This window comes from Synechococcus sp. PH41509, from assembly GCF_020514285.1.
Taxonomy (GTDB): domain Bacteria; phylum Cyanobacteriota; class Cyanobacteriia; order PCC-6307; family Cyanobiaceae; genus Parasynechococcus.
Genome location: NZ_VTLD01000012.1, coordinates 1 through 19,022 on the forward strand (window position 1 = coordinate 1; position 19,022 = coordinate 19,022).

General features: G+C 60.4%; 24 protein-coding genes and 1 tRNA gene. 21 read left to right on the plus strand and 4 right to left on the minus strand.

From position 1 onward, the window contains the following. Window positions 1–73 precede the first annotated feature (73 nt). From rplO to prfA, 13 genes are all read left to right on the plus strand, one after another. Entirely contained in the window at window positions 74–529 is a 456-nt protein-coding gene (rplO, locus tag FZZ88_RS04960; RefSeq protein ID WP_166017532.1) for a 50S ribosomal protein L15, read from the plus strand. Between the two features lie 104 nt (window positions 530–633). After that, window positions 634–1,953, plus strand: coding sequence for a preprotein translocase subunit SecY (gene secY / locus FZZ88_RS04965; RefSeq protein WP_166017531.1), 1,320 nt, complete (start codon window positions 634–636; stop codon window positions 1,951–1,953). A 52-nt stretch (window positions 1,954–2,005) separates the two neighbouring features. Then, on the plus strand, window positions 2,006–2,557 hold the full coding sequence (locus FZZ88_RS04970) for an adenylate kinase (RefSeq protein ID WP_166017530.1): 552 nt from the start codon (window positions 2,006–2,008) through the stop codon (window positions 2,555–2,557). Window positions 2,558–2,603: 46 nt separating this feature from the next. Continuing rightward, window positions 2,604–2,717, plus strand: a complete 114-nt coding sequence (gene rpmJ / locus FZZ88_RS04975; protein WP_006850859.1) for a 50S ribosomal protein L36 — start codon at window positions 2,604–2,606, stop codon at window positions 2,715–2,717. Window positions 2,718–2,786: 69 nt separating this feature from the next. Further along, entirely contained in the window at window positions 2,787–3,152 is a 366-nt protein-coding gene (gene rpsM, locus FZZ88_RS04980) for a 30S ribosomal protein S13 (protein ID WP_115022779.1), read from the plus strand. Between the two features lie 35 nt (window positions 3,153–3,187). Beyond that, window positions 3,188–3,580, plus strand: a complete 393-nt coding sequence (rpsK, locus tag FZZ88_RS04985; protein ID WP_006850182.1) for a 30S ribosomal protein S11 — start codon at window positions 3,188–3,190, stop codon at window positions 3,578–3,580. Window positions 3,581–3,627: 47 nt separating this feature from the next. Then, window positions 3,628–4,566 carry a DNA-directed RNA polymerase subunit alpha gene (locus FZZ88_RS04990; RefSeq protein ID WP_115022776.1) on the plus strand — a complete coding sequence of 313 codons (939 nt, stop codon included), beginning with the start codon at window positions 3,628–3,630 and terminating at the stop codon, window positions 4,564–4,566. A 49-nt stretch (window positions 4,567–4,615) separates the two neighbouring features. Beyond that, entirely contained in the window at window positions 4,616–4,966 is a 351-nt protein-coding gene (gene rplQ, locus FZZ88_RS04995; RefSeq protein WP_006851925.1) for a 50S ribosomal protein L17, read from the plus strand. A 25-nt stretch (window positions 4,967–4,991) separates the two neighbouring features. After that, window positions 4,992–5,873: a tRNA pseudouridine(38-40) synthase TruA gene (truA, locus tag FZZ88_RS05000; protein ID WP_166017529.1), complete on the plus strand. Its 882-nt coding sequence runs from the start codon at window positions 4,992–4,994 to the stop codon at window positions 5,871–5,873. 157 nt (window positions 5,874–6,030) lie between these two features. Beyond that, on the plus strand, window positions 6,031–6,483 hold the full coding sequence (gene rplM, locus FZZ88_RS05005; protein WP_166017528.1) for a 50S ribosomal protein L13: 453 nt from the start codon (window positions 6,031–6,033) through the stop codon (window positions 6,481–6,483). Continuing rightward, a complete protein-coding gene (gene rpsI, locus FZZ88_RS05010) occupies window positions 6,480–6,881 on the plus strand; it encodes a 30S ribosomal protein S9 (RefSeq protein ID WP_115022771.1) in 402 nt (133 codons plus the stop codon). The genes rplM and rpsI overlap by 4 nt, the downstream gene beginning before the upstream one ends. 10 nt (window positions 6,882–6,891) lie before the next feature. Continuing rightward, entirely contained in the window at window positions 6,892–7,143 is a 252-nt protein-coding gene (gene rpmE, locus FZZ88_RS05015; RefSeq protein WP_115022769.1) for a 50S ribosomal protein L31, read from the plus strand. Between the two features lie 15 nt (window positions 7,144–7,158). Next, complete coding sequence (gene prfA, locus FZZ88_RS05020) at window positions 7,159–8,256, plus strand: peptide chain release factor 1 (RefSeq protein WP_166017527.1); 1,098 nt, start codon at window positions 7,159–7,161, stop codon at window positions 8,254–8,256. 7 nt (window positions 8,257–8,263) lie between these two features. Here prfA and FZZ88_RS05025 read toward each other — a convergent pair whose 3' ends face one another. Beyond that, window positions 8,264–8,764 carry an HNH endonuclease gene (locus FZZ88_RS05025; protein ID WP_166017526.1) on the minus strand — a complete coding sequence of 167 codons (501 nt, stop codon included), beginning with the start codon at window positions 8,762–8,764 and terminating at the stop codon, window positions 8,264–8,266. Between the two features lie 69 nt (window positions 8,765–8,833). Between FZZ88_RS05025 and alr the strand changes: the two genes are divergently transcribed. Further along, window positions 8,834–9,964 carry an alanine racemase gene (gene alr / locus FZZ88_RS05030; protein WP_226423709.1) on the plus strand — a complete coding sequence of 377 codons (1,131 nt, stop codon included), beginning with the start codon at window positions 8,834–8,836 and terminating at the stop codon, window positions 9,962–9,964. 37 nt (window positions 9,965–10,001) lie between these two features. Continuing rightward, a tRNA-Ser gene (locus FZZ88_RS05035) sits at window positions 10,002–10,090 on the plus strand. 16 nt (window positions 10,091–10,106) lie between these two features. On the opposite strand, the gene FZZ88_RS05040 is transcribed toward FZZ88_RS05035, so the two are convergent. Further along, on the minus strand, window positions 10,107–11,021 hold the full coding sequence (locus tag FZZ88_RS05040) for a serine hydrolase (RefSeq protein WP_166017525.1): 915 nt from the start codon (window positions 11,019–11,021) through the stop codon (window positions 10,107–10,109). A 17-nt stretch (window positions 11,022–11,038) separates the two neighbouring features. On the opposite strand from FZZ88_RS05040, the gene FZZ88_RS05045 reads away from it, so the two are divergent. Beyond that, window positions 11,039–11,767: a C40 family peptidase gene (locus FZZ88_RS05045; protein WP_166017524.1), complete on the plus strand. Its 729-nt coding sequence runs from the start codon at window positions 11,039–11,041 to the stop codon at window positions 11,765–11,767. Between the two features lie 60 nt (window positions 11,768–11,827). Further along, the gene (locus FZZ88_RS05050) at window positions 11,828–12,790 is read left to right on the plus strand and encodes a glycosyltransferase family 2 protein (RefSeq protein ID WP_166017523.1); all 963 of its coding nucleotides are present in this window, start codon (window positions 11,828–11,830) and stop codon (window positions 12,788–12,790) included. On the opposite strand, the gene FZZ88_RS05055 is transcribed toward FZZ88_RS05050, so the two are convergent. Beyond that, a complete protein-coding gene (locus FZZ88_RS05055) occupies window positions 12,748–13,215 on the minus strand; it encodes a HEAT repeat domain-containing protein (RefSeq protein ID WP_166017522.1) in 468 nt (155 codons plus the stop codon). The genes FZZ88_RS05050 and FZZ88_RS05055 overlap by 43 nt on opposite strands. A 90-nt stretch (window positions 13,216–13,305) precedes the next feature. On the opposite strand from FZZ88_RS05055, the gene FZZ88_RS05060 reads away from it, so the two are divergent. The 4 genes from FZZ88_RS05060 (at window position 13,306) to FZZ88_RS05075 (ending at window position 18,233) form a co-directional block, all read left to right on the plus strand. Beyond that, window positions 13,306–13,422, plus strand: a complete 117-nt coding sequence (locus FZZ88_RS05060; protein WP_006851672.1) for a photosystem I reaction center subunit VIII — start codon at window positions 13,306–13,308, stop codon at window positions 13,420–13,422. Window positions 13,423–13,465: 43 nt separating this feature from the next. After that, window positions 13,466–13,957, plus strand: coding sequence for a photosystem I reaction center protein subunit XI (locus FZZ88_RS05065; protein ID WP_115022755.1), 492 nt, complete (start codon window positions 13,466–13,468; stop codon window positions 13,955–13,957). A gap of 109 nt (window positions 13,958–14,066) precedes the next feature. Next, window positions 14,067–17,186: an efflux RND transporter permease subunit gene (locus FZZ88_RS05070; protein ID WP_166017521.1), complete on the plus strand. Its 3,120-nt coding sequence runs from the start codon at window positions 14,067–14,069 to the stop codon at window positions 17,184–17,186. Between the two features lie 81 nt (window positions 17,187–17,267). Then, on the plus strand, window positions 17,268–18,233 hold the full coding sequence (locus tag FZZ88_RS05075) for a cupin (protein ID WP_166017665.1): 966 nt from the start codon (window positions 17,268–17,270) through the stop codon (window positions 18,231–18,233). A gap of 10 nt (window positions 18,234–18,243) precedes the next feature. Here the strand turns inward: FZZ88_RS05075 and FZZ88_RS05080 are convergent, their stop codons facing one another. Then, window positions 18,244–19,008 carry a DUF3598 family protein gene (locus FZZ88_RS05080; protein ID WP_226423707.1) on the minus strand — a complete coding sequence of 255 codons (765 nt, stop codon included), beginning with the start codon at window positions 19,006–19,008 and terminating at the stop codon, window positions 18,244–18,246. Between the last annotated feature and the right edge of the window lie 14 nt (window positions 19,009–19,022).

Sequence of the window (19,022 nt, forward strand, 5' to 3'; positions counted from 1 at the left end):
GCTTCTCCGCACCCACAAGGAGACGGCCAAGGAACGGGGAATCTCCCTCGAGCAGATCTACTCCTGATTCCCGATGACTCTCCGACTCGATTCCCTCAAATCCAATAAGGGCGCTCGTCGCCGCAAACTGCGCAAAGGTCGCGGCATCGCCGCTGGTCAGGGTGCCAGCTGCGGCTTCGGTATGCGCGGTCAAAAGTCCCGCTCTGGCCGCCCCACTCGTCCAGGCTTCGAAGGTGGCCAGATGCCTCTGTACCGCCGGGTACCGAAGCTGAAGCACTTCCCCCTGGTGAATCCCAAGCACTTCACTGTGCTCAATGTCTCGGCATTGAACAACGTGAAAGAGGGCAGCACCATCAACCTGGATTCCCTGGTCAAGGACGGCATTGTGACCAGCCCCAAGCATCCGCTGAAGATGCTCGGTAATGGCGAACTGACAGCCAAAAAGCTGACAGTTCAGGCCTCAGCGTTCACCGCCTCCGCCCGCACCAAGATCGAAGCTGCAGGCGGCACCTGCGAAACCCTCGACTAAACGGGGGCTCGTCCCCCAGTCAGCCCTAGGGTCTGAGCCGTCCGCTGGATTTCGATCCACGGGCGGCTTCTTGGCTTTTCGCCCAACTTCACTTTCCTCCAGACATGCTCGTCAGTCGGGGTCGCAACCCCAACGCCTCCGAAGTGATCAGCCAGCTGATCACCAACCCTGGGCTACGCAGTCGCGTGCTCACCACGCTCGGGCTGCTGCTGTTGGTGCGTCTTGGGATTTACATCCCAATGCCAGGAATTGATCGAGAAGCGTTCAAGCAGTTCATCGATCAAGGCGGACAACTGATCGGCTTCCTGGACATCTTCACTGGTGGTGGCATTTCCACCCTGGGCATCTTTGCCCTAGGGATCCTGCCATTCATCAATGCTTCGATCATCCTCCAACTGCTAACCGCAGCTTTGCCTCAGTTGGAGGATCTGCAGAAGAATGAAGGTGAGGCTGGTCGGAGAAAGATCGCCCAGATCACCCGTTATGTCGCCTTGGGCTGGGGTCTCGTCCAGAGCGTGGTCTTCGCAATGATCCTGCGCCAGTACGCCGTCGAAGGCCTGAGCGAAGTGGTCTTTGTCGTGCAGACAGCGCTTGCCCTGGTCACCGGGTCAATAGTGGTGATGTGGCTTAGTGAAGTCATCACAGAGCGGGGCATTGGCCAAGGCGCTTCCCTGGTGATTTTCCTGAACATCGTCGCAACACTGCCTCGCACGCTTGGCGCGACGATCGAAGCCGCTCAGACCGGTGACCGCGACACCGTTCTTGGCATCGTTGTTCTGGTGCTGGTGTTCCTGGCCACGATCGTCGGAATCATCTTCGTGCAGGAGGGAGCGCGCCGGATCCCAATCGTGAGTGCAAAGCGGCAGGTGGGTGGTGCTGGAGTTCTACCCACCCGTCAGAGCTACCTGCCGCTCAAGCTGAACGCTGGTGGGGTTATGCCGATCATTTTCGCCTCGGCCCTGATTTTTCTTCCGGTCACCATCGCCAATCTGACCAAAAGCGAGTTATTGATCCGCGCAGCCAGCGCCCTGAATCCTGGAGCCGCTAATCCCTGGCCCTATGCGCTCACATTTTTTGCGTTGATCCTGGGTTTCTCGTATTTCTACGCATCACTCACCGTTAATCCCGCTGACATCGCCACGAACCTGAAAAGGGGGGGGGTCGCCATTCCAGGCGTCCGCCCCGGCAGCGCCACCGCCACATATCTCTCGGGCGTCCAAAACCGACTCACCTTGCTTGGTGGTCTGTTCCTCGGCGCCGTCGCGATCATTCCAGCTGGCGTCGAACGCGCCACCAATGTGCAGACCTTCCAAGGCCTTGGAGCCACGTCGCTGTTGATCTTGGTTGGTGTGGCCATCGACACGGCCAAGCAAGTCCAGACCTATGTGATTTCGCAGCGCTACGAAGGGCTCGTTCGCCAGTGAGCGCTGCTGAGCAGCGCACCTTCCGTTCTCTCAACTTCACGATTACGTCACCATGAAAAATCGCTTGCTCTTTCTTGGTCCTCCTGGAGCCGGCAAAGGCACCCAGGCTGCTCGGCTGTGCGATGCCAACAGCATGAAGCACCTGTCGACGGGTGATCTGCTGCGCTCCGAAGTCGCAGCAGGCAGCGAACTGGGCAAAGAAGCTGAAGCGGTGATGAACCGTGGCGAACTGGTCAGTGACGCCCTGGTGCTGGCCATCGTGGAAAGCCAGATGAAGGCTTTAACCACAGACGGCTGGCTTCTCGATGGGTTTCCCCGCACGGTCCCCCAAGCTGAAGCTCTGGGACCACTTCTGGCCGAACTCAAGCAACCCATCCAAGCCGTGGTTCTGCTGGAGCTCGATGACGCTGTTTTGATTGAACGGTTGCTGTCGCGGGGTCGCGCCGACGACAACGAAGCTGTGATCCGCAACCGCCTCGAGGTGTACCGGGAGAAGACAGCACCTCTGATTCGCTTCTACAGCGATAAGGAGCTGCTGGTGTCCGTCCCCGCCCAAGGCTCTGTCGAGGAGATCACCAAGCGGATCGAATTAGTGCTTGGTTGACCCGCATGGTAATGTTGCCGTTTGGAAATTTGGAGAGCCACGCCTCATGAAGGTGCGCAGCTCAGTCAAGAAAATGTGTGACAAGTGCCGGGTGATCCGTCGCCACGGCAAGGTCATGGTCATTTGCGCCAACCCCAAGCACAAACAGCGCCAGGGCTGATCGCCCGCTGTTCTGAACATCCTCGCCTCCAGGACCTCGGAGGCATCTGTCCTTTTCAATTGAACAACCGTGGCACGGATCGCCGGCGTTGACATTCCCCGCGACAAGCGGGTTGAAGTGTCCCTCACCTATATCTACGGAGTTGGTCTCACCCGCTCGCAGGCCATTCTGGCCAAAGCCGGTGTGAGCCCTGACATCCGGGTCAAAGATCTCGAGGACGGAGATCTTCAGAAGCTCCGGAATGCCATGGAGGAATACACCATTGAAGGTGACCTGCGCAGGCAGGAAGGCATGGCCTTGAAGCGCCTGCAGGACATTGGTTGCCTTCGTGGCCGTCGCCATCGCATGAGCCTTCCCGTTCGCGGACAGCGCACCCGCACCAACGCTCGGACCCGCCGCGGAGCGCGGAAAACTGTGGCCGGCAAGAAGAAGTAAGCCCTCAACGTCCTTAACCCTGACTGCATTCGGCCATGGCAAAAACCGTCAAAAAATCCGGGCCCAAGAAGGCCAAGCGCAACGTCCCCAACGGTGTTGCTCACATCCAGAGCACCTTTAACAACACCATCGTTTCGATCACCGACACGGCCGGTGAAGTGATTTCCTGGTCGTCCGCAGGTGCGAGTGGCTTCAAAGGTGCCCGCAAAGGAACCCCTTTCGCTGCTCAAACGGCTGCTGAAGCAGCGGCCCGTCGTGCCCTGGATCAAGGGATGCGCCAAATCGAAGTTCTGGTGAGAGGTCCTGGATCAGGACGCGAGACCGCCATCCGCGCTCTCCAGGTTGCTGGTCTCGAAATCACGCTCATCCGTGACGTCACCCCCCTGCCTCATAACGGTTGCCGGCGGCCTAAGCGCCGCCGCGTCTGAACCGACCTGATTTCCATCCGGTTTCTCCACTTACCCCGATTCAGACCGTGCTGCAGTACCAGATTGATCGCATTGAGCATCAGGTATCCGAGGATCGCGCCCAATCGGGTGTGTTCCTGATTGGACCGCTTGAACGTGGCCAGGCCACGACCTTGGGCAACGCGCTGCGTCGCGTGCTGATGGGTGGGCTCGAAGGCAGTGCCGTGACCGCGATTCGTATTGCAGGAGTCAATCACGAATACGCCACGGTGCCTGGTGTTCGTGAGGACGTGCTCGACATCCTCTTGAACTGCAAGGAGCTCACTGTCAACAGCCGCTCTGGCGAGCTCGAGATCGGCCGCCTCGTTGTGGCTGGTCCTGCCGAAGTCAAGGCCGGCGACCTTCAGTTTTCCTCCCAGGTCCAGGTGGTCGACACCGATCGTCCGATCGCGACTGTGGCCGATGGACACAGCCTTGAGCTGGAAGTTCATGTGGAACGCGGCGTCGGCTATCGCCCGGTTGATCGTTACAACGAAGAAACCAGTGCGATTGATCTGCTCCAGATCGATGCTGTGTTCATGCCCGTAACCCGGGTCAACTTCACCATCGACGAAACCGCCGTTGCCGAAGGCGGCTCAGCACGGGAGCGCCTTCGGATTGAGATCGTCACTGACGGTTCCATTACCCCTGACGACGCCCTGGCTCAATCAGCCAATCAACTGATCGAGCTGTTCCAGCCGCTGGCCACGGTCACTCTTGTTGAGGAAGTCCCTGCTGAGCCGGAGCCTTCGGCAGAAGCACAGATTCCGCTGGAAGAGTTGAACCTTTCGGTTCGTGCCTACAACTGCCTCAAGCGCGCTCAGGTCAACTCCGTGTCTGATCTGATGGGCTTTAGCTATGAGGATCTGCTCGAGATCAAGAACTTCGGTTCTAAATCCGCTGATGAAGTGATCGAAGCCCTCGAGCGCATCGGCATCTCCATCCCCCAGAGCCGCACCTCTGCATAACTGCAGCACGGCCTGAACGTCCTTTTTCGTCTTCGTCACCGACAGAACCATGCGTCATCAATGCCGAGTTCCTCAGCTGGGACGCCCAGCTGACCAGCGCAAGGCAATGCTGCGCGCCCTGACCACCCAGCTGATTCGGGAAGGTCGGGTCACCACCACCAAGGCACGGGCCAAGGCGCTTCGCGACGAAGCCGAGCGCATGATCACCCTGGCAAAGGACGGCAGCCTCGCCTCCCGCCGCAGGGCCATGGGATACATCTACGACAAACAGCTTGTCCACGCTTTGTTCGACAAGGCCCCCAACCGTTACAGCGATCGCAAAGGTGGTTACACCCGTATCACCCGGACTGTTCCCCGTCGTGGTGATAACGCCGAAATGGCCATCATTGAACTGGTCTGATCACATCTCACGTCAGTCCTGACGTTTGAACCTCGAACGCTCGTCTGCAGGTCCTGAGTCACCGTCCCTTCAGAGGATTGCGCTCAGTCTTCAGTACGAGGGTTCTTCGTTTTGTGGATGGCAGCGTCAACGAAATGGTCGCAGCGTTCAGGCCGTGCTGGAGGATGCCATTGCACAGCTTGATCCGCATCGGCCTGTGCAGAGCTTCGCTGCAGGCCGAACTGACGCCGGTGTTCATGCTGCAGGCCAGGTCGTGCATTTCGACTGCAGTGGTCCGATCCCGGCTCGCAAATGGGCCCCCGCCTTGAACGGACGCCTCCCGAGCACGATTCGTGTGCGCGAATCCGTCGCCCGTCCGCTCGATTGGCATGCCTGTTATTCGGCCACATACCGGCGATACAGGTACACGATTTACAACGGACGACGTCCCAACTTGTTTCTCAGTCCGTGGAGCTGGCACCGCTACCAGCACAAACTGAATGCGTCGCGCATGCGGGATGCACTGACCACGATGCTTGGCTGGCACGATTTCAGTGCCTTCATGAAGGCAGGCAGCCGTCGCGCCCATGCCCGAACAACGGTGCAGGAGGTCCTCGTGGAGCGTGAGGGCGATCTTCTCCGGGTCGAAATTCAGGCCAGTGGTTTCCTGTACGGCATGGTGCGACTGTTGATGGCCCAGTTGGTGGCGGTCGGCGAACACCGTCTCAGCGTTACCGCCTTTGAGGATCGTTGGCGAGCGCGAAGACGCCACGAGGTGAAGGAATCAGCGCCCGCATCCGGCCTCTGCCTGCTTCGGGCTGGCTATGCCGAGCCCGTCTTCACCAAAGCCGGCTGGTACGATTGTCAGCCGTGGTTTTTTCTGGCTGAGAACGATCCACCTCCGGATCCACCCTCAACGCCGGGATAAACGGGCCTCTACTCGGAGTGCTGCCCACCTCGAAGGAGCTGGAGGGCTGAAGAGTAAGCTCGATCTTTGAGCCCCGTCAGGTCCAGCTCTGGACCGACCCCCTTTGCCCAGTTCCGCTGCAACAGGCGGGACATAACCGAACCGGCATGCCGGCGCGATGAACAAGACCTCTCTCCCCCCGATTGATTCGATCGACCGCCAGTGGTACGTGGTGGACGCTGAGAATCAAACCCTTGGCCGTCTGGCCACTGAAGTGGCCGCCGTGCTTCGCGGCAAGAACAACCCCAGCTTCACCCCCCATCTGGACACCGGTGATTTTGTCGTCGTTGTGAACGCCGAGAAAATCAAGGTCAGCGGCCGTAAGCCCCAGCAGAAGCTGTACCGCCGTCACTCCGGACGTCCCGGGGGCATGAAGGTGGAAACCTTTGAGGCTCTGCAGGAACGGATTCCGGAGCGGATCGTGGAGAAGGCCATCAAAGGCATGCTTCCTCACAACGCTCTGGGCCGCCAGATGTTCCGCAAGCTCAAGGTCTACAAGGGCACCGAGCATCCCCATGCCGCTCAGAAGCCCCAGGCTCTTCAGCTCAACCCCTCCGCATCCGCCAAATGAGCAGCAACTCCGTCGTTTACTGGGGCACCGGTCGCCGTAAGACCTCAGTCGCCCGTGTACGCCTTGTTCCCGGCAATGGAACGATCACGATCAATGGTCGTCCCGGTGACAACTATCTGAACTACAACCCCTCGTACATCGCAGCGGTCAAAGCTCCCCTGGAGACCCTTGGCCTCACTAGCGAATACGACATTCTGGTGAATGTTCACGGCGGCGGACTGACAGGTCAATCAGGTGCCATCAAGCAGGGTGCAGCCCGCGCCCTCTGTGAGCTTTCCGCTGACAACCGCAAGCCTCTCAAGACGGAAGGTCACCTGAGCCGCGACCCCCGTGCCAAGGAACGTCGCAAGTACGGTCTCAAGAAAGCCCGTAAGGCTCCTCAGTTCTCCAAGCGCTGATTTTTTACCAATGCCAAAGCCCGACATCCACCCCACCTGGTATCCCGACGCCAAGGTGATCTGCAACGGCGAAGTGGTCATGACCACTGGTGCCACCCAGCCGGAGATCCATGTCGACGTCTGGAGCGGCAACCACCCCTTCTTCACCGGCACCCAGAAGATCCTCGACACCGAGGGACGCGTGGACCGCTTCATGAAGAAGTACGGCATGGGCACCAAAAAGAAAGGTGCCGAACCAGCCCAGGCCGAGTCCAAGGCCTAAGGGTGAGACCGGGGCATGGACGCCTCGACGTTGTTTTCTCGGCTGGAAACGGCCACAGCCAGCTTCCGTAACCTCGAGCGGCAGCTGGCTGATCCTGATGTGGCCGCTGACCCAAAGCGGCTCGAATCGATCGCGCGGGAGCGATCAAGGCTTGAGCCGCTTGTGCTCGATTTTGAGGAACTGCAAAAGCTCGAGAACGAGCGGGATTCAGCACGTCAGCTGCTCAAAGACAGCCGCGGTGATGCCGCGATGGAGGAACTCGCCCAGGATGAACTGGTCAGCCTCCAGGGAAAGCACACAACGCTGACGGAGCGCCTCACCCTGGCTCTGCTACCGCGGGATCCCCGCGATGAGCGCAGTGTGATGCTGGAAATCCGAGCCGGTGCAGGAGGCGATGAGGCCTGTCTCTGGGCCGGTGATCTGGCTCGGATGTACGAGCGTTACAGCCAGAAGGTGGGCTGGGCGGTGCAACCGATGAGCTGCACGGAGGCCGACCTGGGAGGGTTTCGAGAGCTGATCCTTTCGGTGCGCGGCGACAGCGTGTACAGCCAACTGAAATTTGAAGCGGGGGTCCATCGAGTTCAACGTGTCCCGGCTACGGAATCCCAGGGGCGGGTTCACACCTCCACCGCCACTGTGGCGGTGATGCCGGAAGCCGATGCGGTGGAAGTTCAGCTCGATCCAAAGGACCTGGAGATCAGCACCGCCCGCTCGGGTGGTGCAGGGGGACAGAACGTCAACAAGGTGGAAACCGCCGTGGACCTCCTCCACAAACCCACGGGCATCCGCGTGTTCTGCACCCAGGAACGCTCCCAGTTACAGAACCGGGAACGGGCCCTGGAAATCCTCCGGGCCAAATTGCTAGAGCGAGAACAAGCTGCTGCTGCGGAACGGGAAAGCAGCAACCGACGCGCCCAAGTCGGCAGTGGGGACCGCTCCGAAAAAATCCGCACGTACAACTTCAAAGACAACCGAACCACCGATCACCGGCTGGGCCGGAACTTCACGCTGGAGCCTGTGCTGGAGGGCCAATTGGAGGACCTGATCGGTGCCTGCATCGCCGAAGAACAACGTCAGAAACTCGAAGCCCTGAGCGATCAGGCCGAGGCCTGACTGACGGTTAAGAACCGATGACGTATTTCGCCCATTCCTGGTGATGACCGGAATGGATCTGGCGCCGGGCCTCAAAACTGAGGCTGCTGGCTGGTCGCCGCGGCACATGGCTCAGAGGCATGGCAGCCTCCTTTGGCGTTCGGTTGCCCTTGCGCACATTGCAACTGAGGCAGGCTGTTGTCACGTTTTCCCAGGTGTCGCCGCCTCCACGACTTCGTGGCATCACATGGTCGATCGACAACTGATCGTCACGACTGCCGCAGTACTGGCAGGTGTGGTTGTCCCGTTGAAACACGTTGCGACGCGTCAGGGGCAGCTGGCGGAAGGGCACCCGTACGTATTGACGCAATCGGATCACGGTTGGCAGGTGAGTGCCCTGACGAAGGAGCCGATAGGGGTCGTGTTCCAGGCTCTCAGCCTTGCCCTTCAACATCATCACCACAGCCCGTCTCCAGGTGGTGATATTGAGCGGCTCATAGGACGCATTGAGAACGAGAACCTGGCCCATGCCAGCTCACTCAATAAACGTCATGCTATCGGCGATGTGAAGCCGTCTCGGTAGCGCCGAGCACCGCCCGTGATTCCGGAGCCGAATCCACGTCAGCGCGCCTGGGTGGAAGTCTCACCTGCAGCGATTCGGGCCAACGCCAGGGCTCTCTGCCAGCACCTTGGCACTCGCACCCAACTGATGGCGGTAGTGAAGGCCGATGGCTATGGCCATGGGGCCGAAACCGTTGCACGGGCTGCCCTTCAGGGGGGAGCCACCAGCCTGGGGGTGGCCACGCTGCGGGAAGGCCTTGAACTGCGGCGAGCCGGTCTGGAAGCACCGGTGCTGTTGCTCAGCAACCTCAATGAACCGGACGATCTGCGCACCTGCCTGTACTGGCGGTTGATGCCCACCCTGAGCAGCCTCAGGGATGCCCAGGTCTGCAACACCCTCGCTGCCGACAGCGGTCGACGTTTCGACGTGCAGCTGAAGATCGACACCGGCATGGCACGGCTGGGCTGCTCCCTCAGCGACAGTCATCAGACCGCAGCGGGGCTTCAAAGCCTGGAACATCTGAATCTGGTGGGCATCTACAGCCATCTGGCCTGTGCAGACGAACCGGACGATGCCCTGACAAGCGTCCAGCAGGATCGCTTCGTCAGCATGCTGTCGGCCGTGCCACAAGCGGGCGACAGCATCACCCGCCATCTTGCCAACTCCGCGGGAACCTTGCTCAATCGTGAGCTGCACCACGACCTCGTCCGCGTCGGACTGGCCTTGTACGGCCATGCCCCCGCAAGCCATCTGAGCAACGTCATTCCCCTGCAACCCGCCCTGGCGGTTCGCGCCCGGGTCAGCCTGATCCGCGAGGTGCCCGCTGGCACAGGGGTCAGCTATGGCCACCGCTTCATCACCGGGCGCCCCTCCCGACTGGCGGTGGTGGGCATCGGCTATGCCGATGGCGTTCTGCGGTCTCTCAGCGGGCACATTCATGCCGCACATCGGAATTGCCTTCTCCCGCAGGTGGGGGCCATCACCATGGACCAGCTTCTGCTTGATGCCACCGATGCATCCGAACTGGAAGAAGGCGACATCGTCACCTTGCTTGGTCGAGACGGCGACCTTGAATTAAGCCCTCAACGTTGGAGCGATCACTGCGGTTCGATTCCCTGGGAAATCCTCTGCGGTTTCAAACGACGCTTGCCCCGCGTGGAAGTCTGACCAACTGCCCAGCACTTGGTACTCTGGGTGCGCCGCTGGAGAGGTGGCTGAGTGGTTGAAAGCGGCTCCCTGCTAAGGAGTTACAGGAGGCAACTTCTGTCGAGGGTTCGAATCCCTCCCTCTCCGTTCCAAGCTCATGTGCTTAATTCACCCGCTCCTCGGAGTTGGTGAACTGGCCGAGTTGCCTTGCCAACTCCGGCAAAAGGGATGCATCCCTGGCGCGATCAGGACCCGTTGTGAACACCACCAGCAAGGTCGTTGGCTGCTGATCGGAAGCCTGAAACCAAGCCGCATCATGACGGGCCTGACTCATCCAGCCGGCCTTGCTCCACAGTTGCGTTTCCTCGGGTAGGCCCTCGCCGAGGAAGCCATCCACCTGGTTCTCAGGATCAGCACGCCGCTGCTGCTGCTCCAGCGAGCGCCGCAACAGACCTTGCAGCCGACGACATGCCGGCGGCGACACCACCGCACCGGTCATGACGGCCTCCAGCATCCGGGCTGTCGCAGCGGTGGACAAGCCATTGCGGTTGCTGTTGTCGGCTCCATAAAAGATTTTCTCCCGGCCATAGGGACCATCTCCCCAGGTCTTCTGACAGCAATTCACCGCCTCCAGCTCTGGCCAAGCCAAGCTCTGCAGCCAGGTATTGATCAAACGACGCTGCTGGGCCCAGAGCTCCCAGCGTTCGCCATCGAGTTCAGGACCACTGGTGGTGCCGGTCAGCAGATCAACCACAAGCCCAGTGGCATCGTTGCTGGAGTCGGCGATCATGTCTCGCACAGCGCGCCGCAGCTCGTCGCCGTCCGGAATCAGGTCACGCTGCAACCACTGCTCCACGGCCACTGCATAAAACAGTTTGACCACGCTGGCCGGATAGAGAATCCGGTCTTGATTCCAGGAGGCACCGCTGCCCTGACCAGCCTCCGGTGCTGCCTCGTCGTAACGCACCCAGGTGATCGCCAGACTGTTGCGCAGACCTGGACGGCCGTCGGCATCGAGCGCATCGAGGGCCGCCTCAAGCCGAGCCGCCATGACGGGATCGGGACGGTAGAACGCCATAGCGATTCGATTGGGCCATGGCGACGTTAGGCACCCTGCTGGCTCCAGGCCTGATTCAGACAGGCTCCTGTTGGCAGCTTTGCGCTGACGTCAATGGTTATTCGAGACCTGACGGCGAGAGTCTGACCACCCAGGCCTGTCGTGGACGCCGCTTTCGCATCCTGGAAAAGCAGCGCAACAGGATCGCCGTTCAGCTGCTGGAGGATGGCTACCGCTGCTGGCTCGAACTCGAGGCAGTTCTCGGGCGAGCTGAGCAATGCGCACCCTGGCGACCGTCGCAGCTAAGCGCGGCGGAGATTGAACGGAGGCTGCCTGGCGTGCTCGCCTGGAGCGAAACCGCTCAGCAACATCCCAACGTCTATTTGTGGGGCGGAACCACCGAGCCGGACATGGATTGTTCCGGCCTGATGCAAATGGCCTTCGCCAGCCAGGGCATTTGGATTCCGCGAGACGCCTATCAACAGGAGCGGTTCTGCCAAAGGATTGCGGCACTCCCCCACGATCACAGCCTGCTGCGACCAGGAGATCTGCTGTTTTTCGGCACAGACCGGCGCTGCACCCATGTCGGTCTGCATCTCGGTGATGGACGCTATCGCCACAGCTCAGGCAAGGCCCATGGGCGCAATGGGATCGGCATCGACAGCCTCCACAGCCGCGACCAACATCCCGTCGCACGCCATTACCGGGCTGAATTTCGCAGCGCCGGTCGTGTGATTCGTTGCCATGACGGATCCCATCTCTCCTGACGCTGTCAGCAAAATCGGCAGGGACCCTGCTTAAGTTGAGCGACTCGCAGCGCGACCGGAATGAGTGCACCCCTGGATCTCTCGGTGGTGGTGCCGCTGTACAACGAAGAGGAAAGCCTTCCCCATCTGGTTAACCAGCTCATCTCGGCACTGCGTCCAGCCGGTGAGACATTTGAACTGGTCCTTGTCGACGATGGATCCAGCGACCGCACCGCAGAGGTGCTGGCACAAGTCAGCAGCAACGTACCTGAAGTGGTGGCCGTTCTGCTGCGCAAGAACTATGGGCAAACCGCAGCCATGGCAGCAGGGTTTGACGTAGCTGGTGGAGAGGTCATCGTCAGCCTGGATGGAGATCTTCAGAACGACCCAGCCGACATCCCAATGCTGTTGGCCAAATTGCGAGAGGGATATGACCTCGTGAGTGGCTGGCGCCATCAACGCCAGGACGCCGCGCTTCAACGCAAATTGCCCTCCCGGATGGCCAACCGTTTGATCGGACGGGTGACCGGTGTGCGACTTCATGACTACGGCTGCTCACTGAAGGCCTACCGACGGGAGGTGCTGGCAGATATGCGGCTGTATGGAGAGCTGCATCGCTTTCTTCCCGCCCTGGCCTTCATCGAGGGCGCACGGATCACCGAAGTCAAGGTGAACCACCGTGCCCGTCAGTTCGGCAGCAGCAAGTACGGGATCGACCGCACCTTCCGGGTGTTGATGGATCTGCTCACCGTCTGGTTCATGAAGCGGTTTCTGACCCGACCGATGTATGTGTTCGGCTTCGGGGGCTTGCTCGCGATTGCCGCCAGCTTGATTGCCAGCACCTACTTACTGGCGATCAAAGTGATGGGTGGCGACATCGCCAACCGCCCTCTGCTCACCCTTGCAGTGGTGCTTGGTTTGGCGGGCATTCAGCTGTTCTGCTTCGGACTTCTCGGCGAACTGCTGATCCGCACGTATCACGAAAGCCAGGGCAGGCCGATTTACCGCATCCGCGAAACGTTGCGAGGTGGCCGAGCCGGCTGACGGTTGGAAACAGCAGCTGGAGCAGAGCGAAAAGGTGCGATCGCTGCTGCTGCCTCTTCCACCACACGTGAATCACTGTCCCGCAGCGCTTGGCGCAGCATGGGGAGCGCCGAACGATGCCCCCATCGAGCAGCCAAACGGACGGCTCGCAACCGTTCCTCTGGCCCAGCCTCCATATCAGCTTTCAAACGACGCTGCAAATCAAGACGCTCCAGCTCGCTTGTTGGTGCCGTCCAAGACTCAAGCGAACCATCAGCGACATACCCCACAGATGCAGGCTCAATCACCAGTTCCAGCTGGGCACGGTTGAGCTGCGCAACACCACTGGCATCGGTGCTGGAGAGCATCGGCTTCAGCGGTTTCCTGCGCAACCAGAGCACCACCGTGAGCAGGACGACGGCACCAGGGAGGAGAACGTTCTGCATGCGGATTGAACTTTTATGTCGCCGATGCGGCCTAAAGCAGGCCGTCAGATCGGACCTCCTTACAGTAGCTGCGAAGCTTTTGGCCTCGACATGACTGGAGATTTCGCTGCTGCCTGGCTGCCTGCGATTTTTGTGCCCATCACCGGAATCGTTTTTCCCGCAGTGTTCATCGTCCTTGTTGGTCGAGTGATCACCGCTGCCGAGTGACCGCGAACTGCGGATCGTTTCAACCCCTCAGCACTCGTAACTCATGACTGTCACTCCTGCTGCTGATCCCTGCGTCGGCAATCTTGCGACCCCCGTCAACAGCGGTTATTTCATCAAGGGACTGATCAACAACCTGCCCCTGTACCGCCCTGGCATTTCCCCGAACTTCCGTGGCCTGGAAACAGGCGCCGCGTTCGGTTATCTGCTCTTCGGCCCGTTCACCATCTGTGGCCCTTTACGTGCCACTGAGTATCAGCAAACCGCCGGTCTGCTGGCCGCCATCGGTGCTGTTCACATCCTCAGCCTGCTTTTCCTGCTGTACAACCAGCCCGGCAAGCAACCCAACATCCCCCCGGCAGACGTCACGGTTGAGAATCCTCCCGCCGACCTCTTCACCCGCACAGGTTGGTCCGACTTCACCAGTGGGTTCTGGCTTGGTGGCTGCGGCGGCGCCGTTTTTGCCTGGTTCCTCTGCAACACCGTTCACGTTCAGGATCTGTTCAAGATCGCTGCTGGTGTCTGGAGCGTCGGCTGAATTCATTCACCCGAGCCCTTAACCCAAACCATTAATCCCCCGGTTGCTTGCCCCGCAGGCAACCGGGGGATTTTTCCTGCCAAGATCCACACACTTTTGAGACGTCCAGGTGCGGTCGATCTCCCAGCCGTTTCTCCGACGGCCGGTCCTTACGGTGGTCTGCAGCCTGCTGATCCTTCTGGCGGGCTGCACAGCCCTGTTCGGCCTGGGGCTAGAGGATCTTCCGCCACTCGCGCCCACCCGCGTCAGCGTTAACGCCAGCTTCCCTGCGGCTTCGCCAGAGGTGGTGGAGCAGAGCGTGACACGGGTATTGGAACAACAGCTGAATGGCCTTGAAGGGGTCGACAGCATCAGCTCAACCAGCAGGCAAGGCGGCGCCAGCATCTCGTTGCGCTTCAACGCGGGAGATCCCGAGCTGAATGCCATCAAGGTGCAGAACGAGGTCAACCTCGCCAGCCGCCGGTTGCCTCAAGCGGTGACGCGCCAGGGACTCCGGGTGCGTCGCTCCTCGGAAGACCTGTTGATGATCTTGGGGTTCAGCCACCCACCCGATCAATACGTCCCGACTTTTCTCACAGGTTGGCTGGACCAGACCCTGCGCGACGCACTGCTGACCACACCAGGCATCGGCGATGTGCAGATCTTCGGCAGCAGTGAACTCTCCTTTCGCCTGTGGCTGGATCCGCAACGCCTCGAACAAACCAACCTGACCCTCGGCGATGTCAGCCGAGCCCTGGCTGAACAGAATGTTTTGGCTGCCGTTGGCAGCATTGGCGCGGCCCCTGTTCCATCGGGCCAGCTGCTGAGCCTTCCGGTGGAAGCGGAGGGGCGCCTCCGCAGCAGGTCGGATTTCGAGAATCTCGTGTTGCGCCGGCTGGACAACGGCGGGCTGCTGCGACTGAAGGATGTGGGACGGGTTGCCCTCGGACAGCGCAACTACGGACGAGAGGCGATGAATTTGGACGGGGAGCGCTCCGTCGCCGTGGGGATCTACCAGCGTGACGGGGCCAATGCCCTGGAGGTGAGCAGGGCGATCAAGCGCAAGTTGCAGCAGTTGGGACCGAGCTTCCCGCCGGGCATCGAGCTTTCGATGATCGTTGATGTGGCCGACACGGTTGAGGCCAACCTCGATCGCACCTTCATCACTTTGCGCGATGCCGTGCTGCTGGTGCTGATCGTGCTGGTGCTGTTTTTGGGCCGATGGCGCCTCGCCCTGATCCCGGGCCTTGCCGTGCCGGTGGCGCTGGTGGGAAGCCTCAGCCTGGTGAAACTGAGCGGTTCCAACCTCAACAGCCTGATCCTGTTTGGGCTGGTGCTGGCCACCGGGATCGTTGTGGATGACGCCATCGTTGTGAGCGAAGACATCGCCGGACGCATCGAACAGGGCACCCCCCCCGAACAGGCGGCGGAAGACGCAATGGCTGAGCTGGCGACTGCTGTTGTGGCCACCTCATTGGTGTTGGCAGCCGTGTTCCTTCCCGTGCTGCTCATTCCTGGATCGATTGGACGCCTTTATCAACCCATCGCCCTGGCCATCAGCGGAGCGATTCTGTTCTCCACCTTGAATGCGCTCAGCTTCACCCCGATGGCCTGCGCCCGTGTGTTGGGTCCAGGTGGTGGCCGTCTTCCTGGGGCCATCGGCAAGCTCAGCCGCTGGCTTCGGGAGGGAATGCAAACACTGCAATGCCAATACGCGAAGCACCTCGAGCACTGGCTGCAGCGAAAGCGGCTCATCGCCTTTGTGCTGCTGAGCGGCCTTGTCATCACAGCCTCTGGGTTGGCGGTGATGCCGACAGCTTTCATTCCCGATGACGACCAAGGTCAGATCCGCGGCTACTTCACCCTTCCCGACGGCGCCAGCCTCGAGCGCAGCGTGGCCGTGATGGACGACATCCGGCGCGTCGTCAGCGAAGAACCGCTGGTGCGCACCGGCAACTTCTATGCCGGCAGTTCGTTCGGACAGAGCGGAGAAGACCGAGGGTCCTTTTACCTGCGACTGCAAGCCCTGAAGGATCGGCCCGGCGTTGAGCAGAGCAGTGGCGCCATCAAACGCCGACTCAACCGCGAGATTCAGCAACGGGTCGGCGATGCCAGGGTCGTGCTGATTACCCCTCCGGCAGTGCGGGGCTTTAGCAGTGAATCAGGACTCTCTCTTGAACTGCTGGACCGCAGCGGCGGCCAATTAAGCCTGGAGCAATTCGGCCGAGTCGCCCAAGAGTTCATCCAAACGGCTCAAGCGACAGACAGCTTTGAACGGGTGAGCACCCGCTTTGATGCCAGTTTCCCCCGCTGGCGCCTGGAGCTCGATCGCGACCAACTGGCCGCTCTCGACCTCGACTACGGCGCAACACTGCGGGAAATCGGCACAGCCTTCGGTGGCCGCTACATCGACGACACCTTCGACGGCGGTCGGATCCGCTCGATTGTTCTGCAGCTGGATGGCCGCGAGCGACGTCGCCCCGAAGATCTCACCGGCCTAATGGTGCGGAATCGCAGCGGTGAGCTGGTGTCTGTGGCAACAGTGGCCAGCTTGAGCCGGGAGGAGGGCGTCAACAACATTCGCCATTTCGGACTCAACCGAGCGATCCGCATCACCGCCATCCCCGCTCCAAGGGTCAGCAGCGGTGAAGCCATCGACGCTCTAACCCAGGCAGGAGACCGGATTGGAGGCAGCAACATCGGGTTGGCCTTCACAGGCCTGGCGTTGGAAGAACAAAGGGCTGCACAGGTGACCTGGGTGCTGTTCGCCCTTGGTGTGACTGTGGTGTATCTACTTCTGGCCGCGCTCTACGAGAGTTTCGTCGACCCGTTGATCATTCTGCTGACGGTGCCGATGGCTCTGCTCGGAGCTCTGATTGGCTTGAAATTGCGGGGCCTTCCGCTGGATGTCTACGGCCAGATGGGACTCCTGGTGCTGGTGAGCCTGGCGGCCAAGAACGGAATTCTGATCGTGGAATTCGCCAACCAACGGCTTGCAGCAGGCCTGGAACTGCGCCAAGCAGTGATCGACGCTGCCGTGAACCGGATGCGCCCAATCCTGCTGACAGCGGTCACATCCTTGGCGGGTTTCCTGCCTCTTCTGCTCGCCCAGGGCACGGGAGCCGCCAGCCGGATCAGCATCGGCACCGTGGTCTTCAGTGGACTGCTCGTGGCCTCATTGCTGTCACTTTTTGCAGTCCCTGCCGTCTACCTGCTGTTGAAGCGCGATCGGACACCAGCCCAGATCTAACGGTGCGCTCTGAACGGCTGCACCATCGGCCACCGCGTAAGGTGCGGCCTCGAACCAATGGTTCTGCGGCTGGAAGGAACGATGACCATCACCCCACGGGCGACGACGGCAACAAGTTCTCAGGCGCAGTTCTTTGACTACGCCTCAGCGGCCAATCCCCTGCAGAAGGGTCTGATCAGCACGATCCCCTACCGAAGCTTTTCGGCAAGTTTCTTCGAGGAGCCCGGGACGGCCTTGCAATCTCTTGATTTGAGTGCCGAGTTGCACTGCGAGGGGCCGGCCACCGGTCCATCGCTCTGCGGCAATTTCATTCGCCTGGATCAAGGAGTACTGCGCACCAATGCGGATGCAACCAGTCAGCTGTTCTTTGTTGCCCGAGGCCATGGGCAAACCGAAGCCTGTGGTCAGGTTTTTCACTGGAGCGCAGGAGATACGTTCGTCCTTCCGGCGGGCGGGGAAGCGATCCACAGCAGCCAGGGTCGTGCCGGCCTCTACTGGGTGCACGATGCCCCCCTGCTTCGTTATCTAGGCGTCAGCACAGTGAAGCCTGTGTTTGAGCCCTGCTTTTACAGCCATCAAGATGCTCGCGCTGAGCTGGATGCCATCGCCAAAAATCCTCGAGGAGCCAACGCCAATCGGGTGAGTGTGCTGTTAGGCAACGACGCATTTCCTCAGACACGAACCGTCACCCACACCCTGTGGGCCATGTTGGGAATTCTCCCCGCAGGTCAGATCCAACGCCCGCATCGACACCAGTCGATCGCTCTTGATTTTGCGGTGGCCTGCCAACCGGGGTGCTACACGATGATTGGCACCGAACTGGACGCGAACGGAATGATCCGCAATGGTCACCGAGAAGACTGGGTGACCGGTGCAGCCTTCGTGACACCCCCGGGCTACTGGCACTCACACCACAATGAGTCCGGCGCAGACGCCTATGTGCTGCCGATCCAGGATGCAGGACTGCACACCTACCTCCGCACGCTCGACATTGCTTTCAGCAATAAAGGGCGGGGTGAACATGAGTCATTGAGCAACACCCCCTGAGCGAAAGACGTCAACGGGTAAGTAGCTGATGATCCACCGACGTCAGCGAACCGTTGAATGCATAACGACGCGCAATTCGCTCGAGACGCGTCGGACTCGACAACCAAAGCGCTTCGATGCTGAACGTCTGGTTGGGATCAATCTGAAGCGGCGCCAGAAACGCACCTCCGTCCGGCAAGAAGACCCACTGCTCAAGATCGTCCGCTTCAAGACGAAGGCCATCTCCTGGTGAGTTGATGTCGCAACGCCAGTCCCCCAATAGTTGATTGGCCTCCAAGGGTGGACACTCGACCGCTGAACTCCCGACAAGGAACTCTCGGATCAGAACGATCCGATCCAACTGCCCTGCACTGTCCCAAAGCAGAACCAGGCGATGGCGCCGTTCGTTGTGCAGAAAACCGAATTCGGCATAGAGCGTGCTCCAGTTGGAACGCTGCAGCGTGCCTCTGGAAAAGCTGCCCGTAGCGAAGACACCCATATCGGGATCCACGCGCATGAAGCTTTGAACAATCCGCTTTTCAGGCTCGCCGGCGGGAGTTTGTAGGAGAGATCCCGACCCCTCCGGCCAGAACAGCAACGTCAGATGAAGAGCGATTCCAGAAACCGCCGGTTGCAGTGTGAGCAGAGATGGCTGACGTTTGGTTCGTTGCAATGATCGGTCCATGGTGTCGAACCAGCCGCGCCACTCACCAACGTTCTGCAGCAGAAGCTCCCATTCATCCACGATCAGCCTGGTCTTGATCCGGCTGCAAAGGCTAGGCAGAGCCAGGGCCAAGAGGACAGAAAAAG

Excerpts from the sequence above, each read along its gene's own strand:
- rplO (WP_166017532.1), top strand. The coding sequence starts at position 74 with ATGACTCTCCGACTCGATTCCCTCAAATCCAATAAGGGCGCTCGTCGC.
- secY (WP_166017531.1), top strand. The coding sequence starts at position 634 with ATGCTCGTCAGTCGGGGTCGCAACCCCAACGCCTCCGAAGTGATCAGC.
- FZZ88_RS04970 (WP_166017530.1), top strand. The coding sequence starts at position 2,006 with ATGAAAAATCGCTTGCTCTTTCTTGGTCCTCCTGGAGCCGGCAAAGGC.
- rpmJ (WP_006850859.1), top strand. The coding sequence starts at position 2,604 with ATGAAGGTGCGCAGCTCAGTCAAGAAAATGTGTGACAAGTGCCGGGTG.
- rpsK (WP_006850182.1), top strand. The coding sequence starts at position 3,188 with ATGGCAAAAACCGTCAAAAAATCCGGGCCCAAGAAGGCCAAGCGCAAC.
- rplQ (WP_006851925.1), top strand. The coding sequence starts at position 4,616 with ATGCGTCATCAATGCCGAGTTCCTCAGCTGGGACGCCCAGCTGACCAG.
- rplM (WP_166017528.1), top strand. The coding sequence starts at position 6,031 with ATGAACAAGACCTCTCTCCCCCCGATTGATTCGATCGACCGCCAGTGG.
- rpsI (WP_115022771.1), top strand. The coding sequence starts at position 6,480 with ATGAGCAGCAACTCCGTCGTTTACTGGGGCACCGGTCGCCGTAAGACC.
- rpmE (WP_115022769.1), top strand. The coding sequence starts at position 6,892 with ATGCCAAAGCCCGACATCCACCCCACCTGGTATCCCGACGCCAAGGTG.
- prfA (WP_166017527.1), top strand. The coding sequence starts at position 7,159 with ATGGACGCCTCGACGTTGTTTTCTCGGCTGGAAACGGCCACAGCCAGC.
- FZZ88_RS05025 (WP_166017526.1), bottom strand. The coding sequence starts at position 8,764 with ATGGGCCAGGTTCTCGTTCTCAATGCGTCCTATGAGCCGCTCAATATC.
- FZZ88_RS05040 (WP_166017525.1), bottom strand. The coding sequence starts at position 11,021 with ATGGCGTTCTACCGTCCCGATCCCGTCATGGCGGCTCGGCTTGAGGCG.
- FZZ88_RS05045 (WP_166017524.1), top strand. The coding sequence starts at position 11,039 with ATGGCGACGTTAGGCACCCTGCTGGCTCCAGGCCTGATTCAGACAGGC.
- FZZ88_RS05050 (WP_166017523.1), top strand. The coding sequence starts at position 11,828 with ATGAGTGCACCCCTGGATCTCTCGGTGGTGGTGCCGCTGTACAACGAA.
- FZZ88_RS05055 (WP_166017522.1), bottom strand. The coding sequence starts at position 13,215 with ATGCAGAACGTTCTCCTCCCTGGTGCCGTCGTCCTGCTCACGGTGGTG.
- FZZ88_RS05060 (WP_006851672.1), top strand. The coding sequence starts at position 13,306 with ATGACTGGAGATTTCGCTGCTGCCTGGCTGCCTGCGATTTTTGTGCCC.
- FZZ88_RS05065 (WP_115022755.1), top strand. The coding sequence starts at position 13,466 with ATGACTGTCACTCCTGCTGCTGATCCCTGCGTCGGCAATCTTGCGACC.
- FZZ88_RS05075 (WP_166017665.1), top strand. The coding sequence starts at position 17,268 with ATGACCATCACCCCACGGGCGACGACGGCAACAAGTTCTCAGGCGCAG.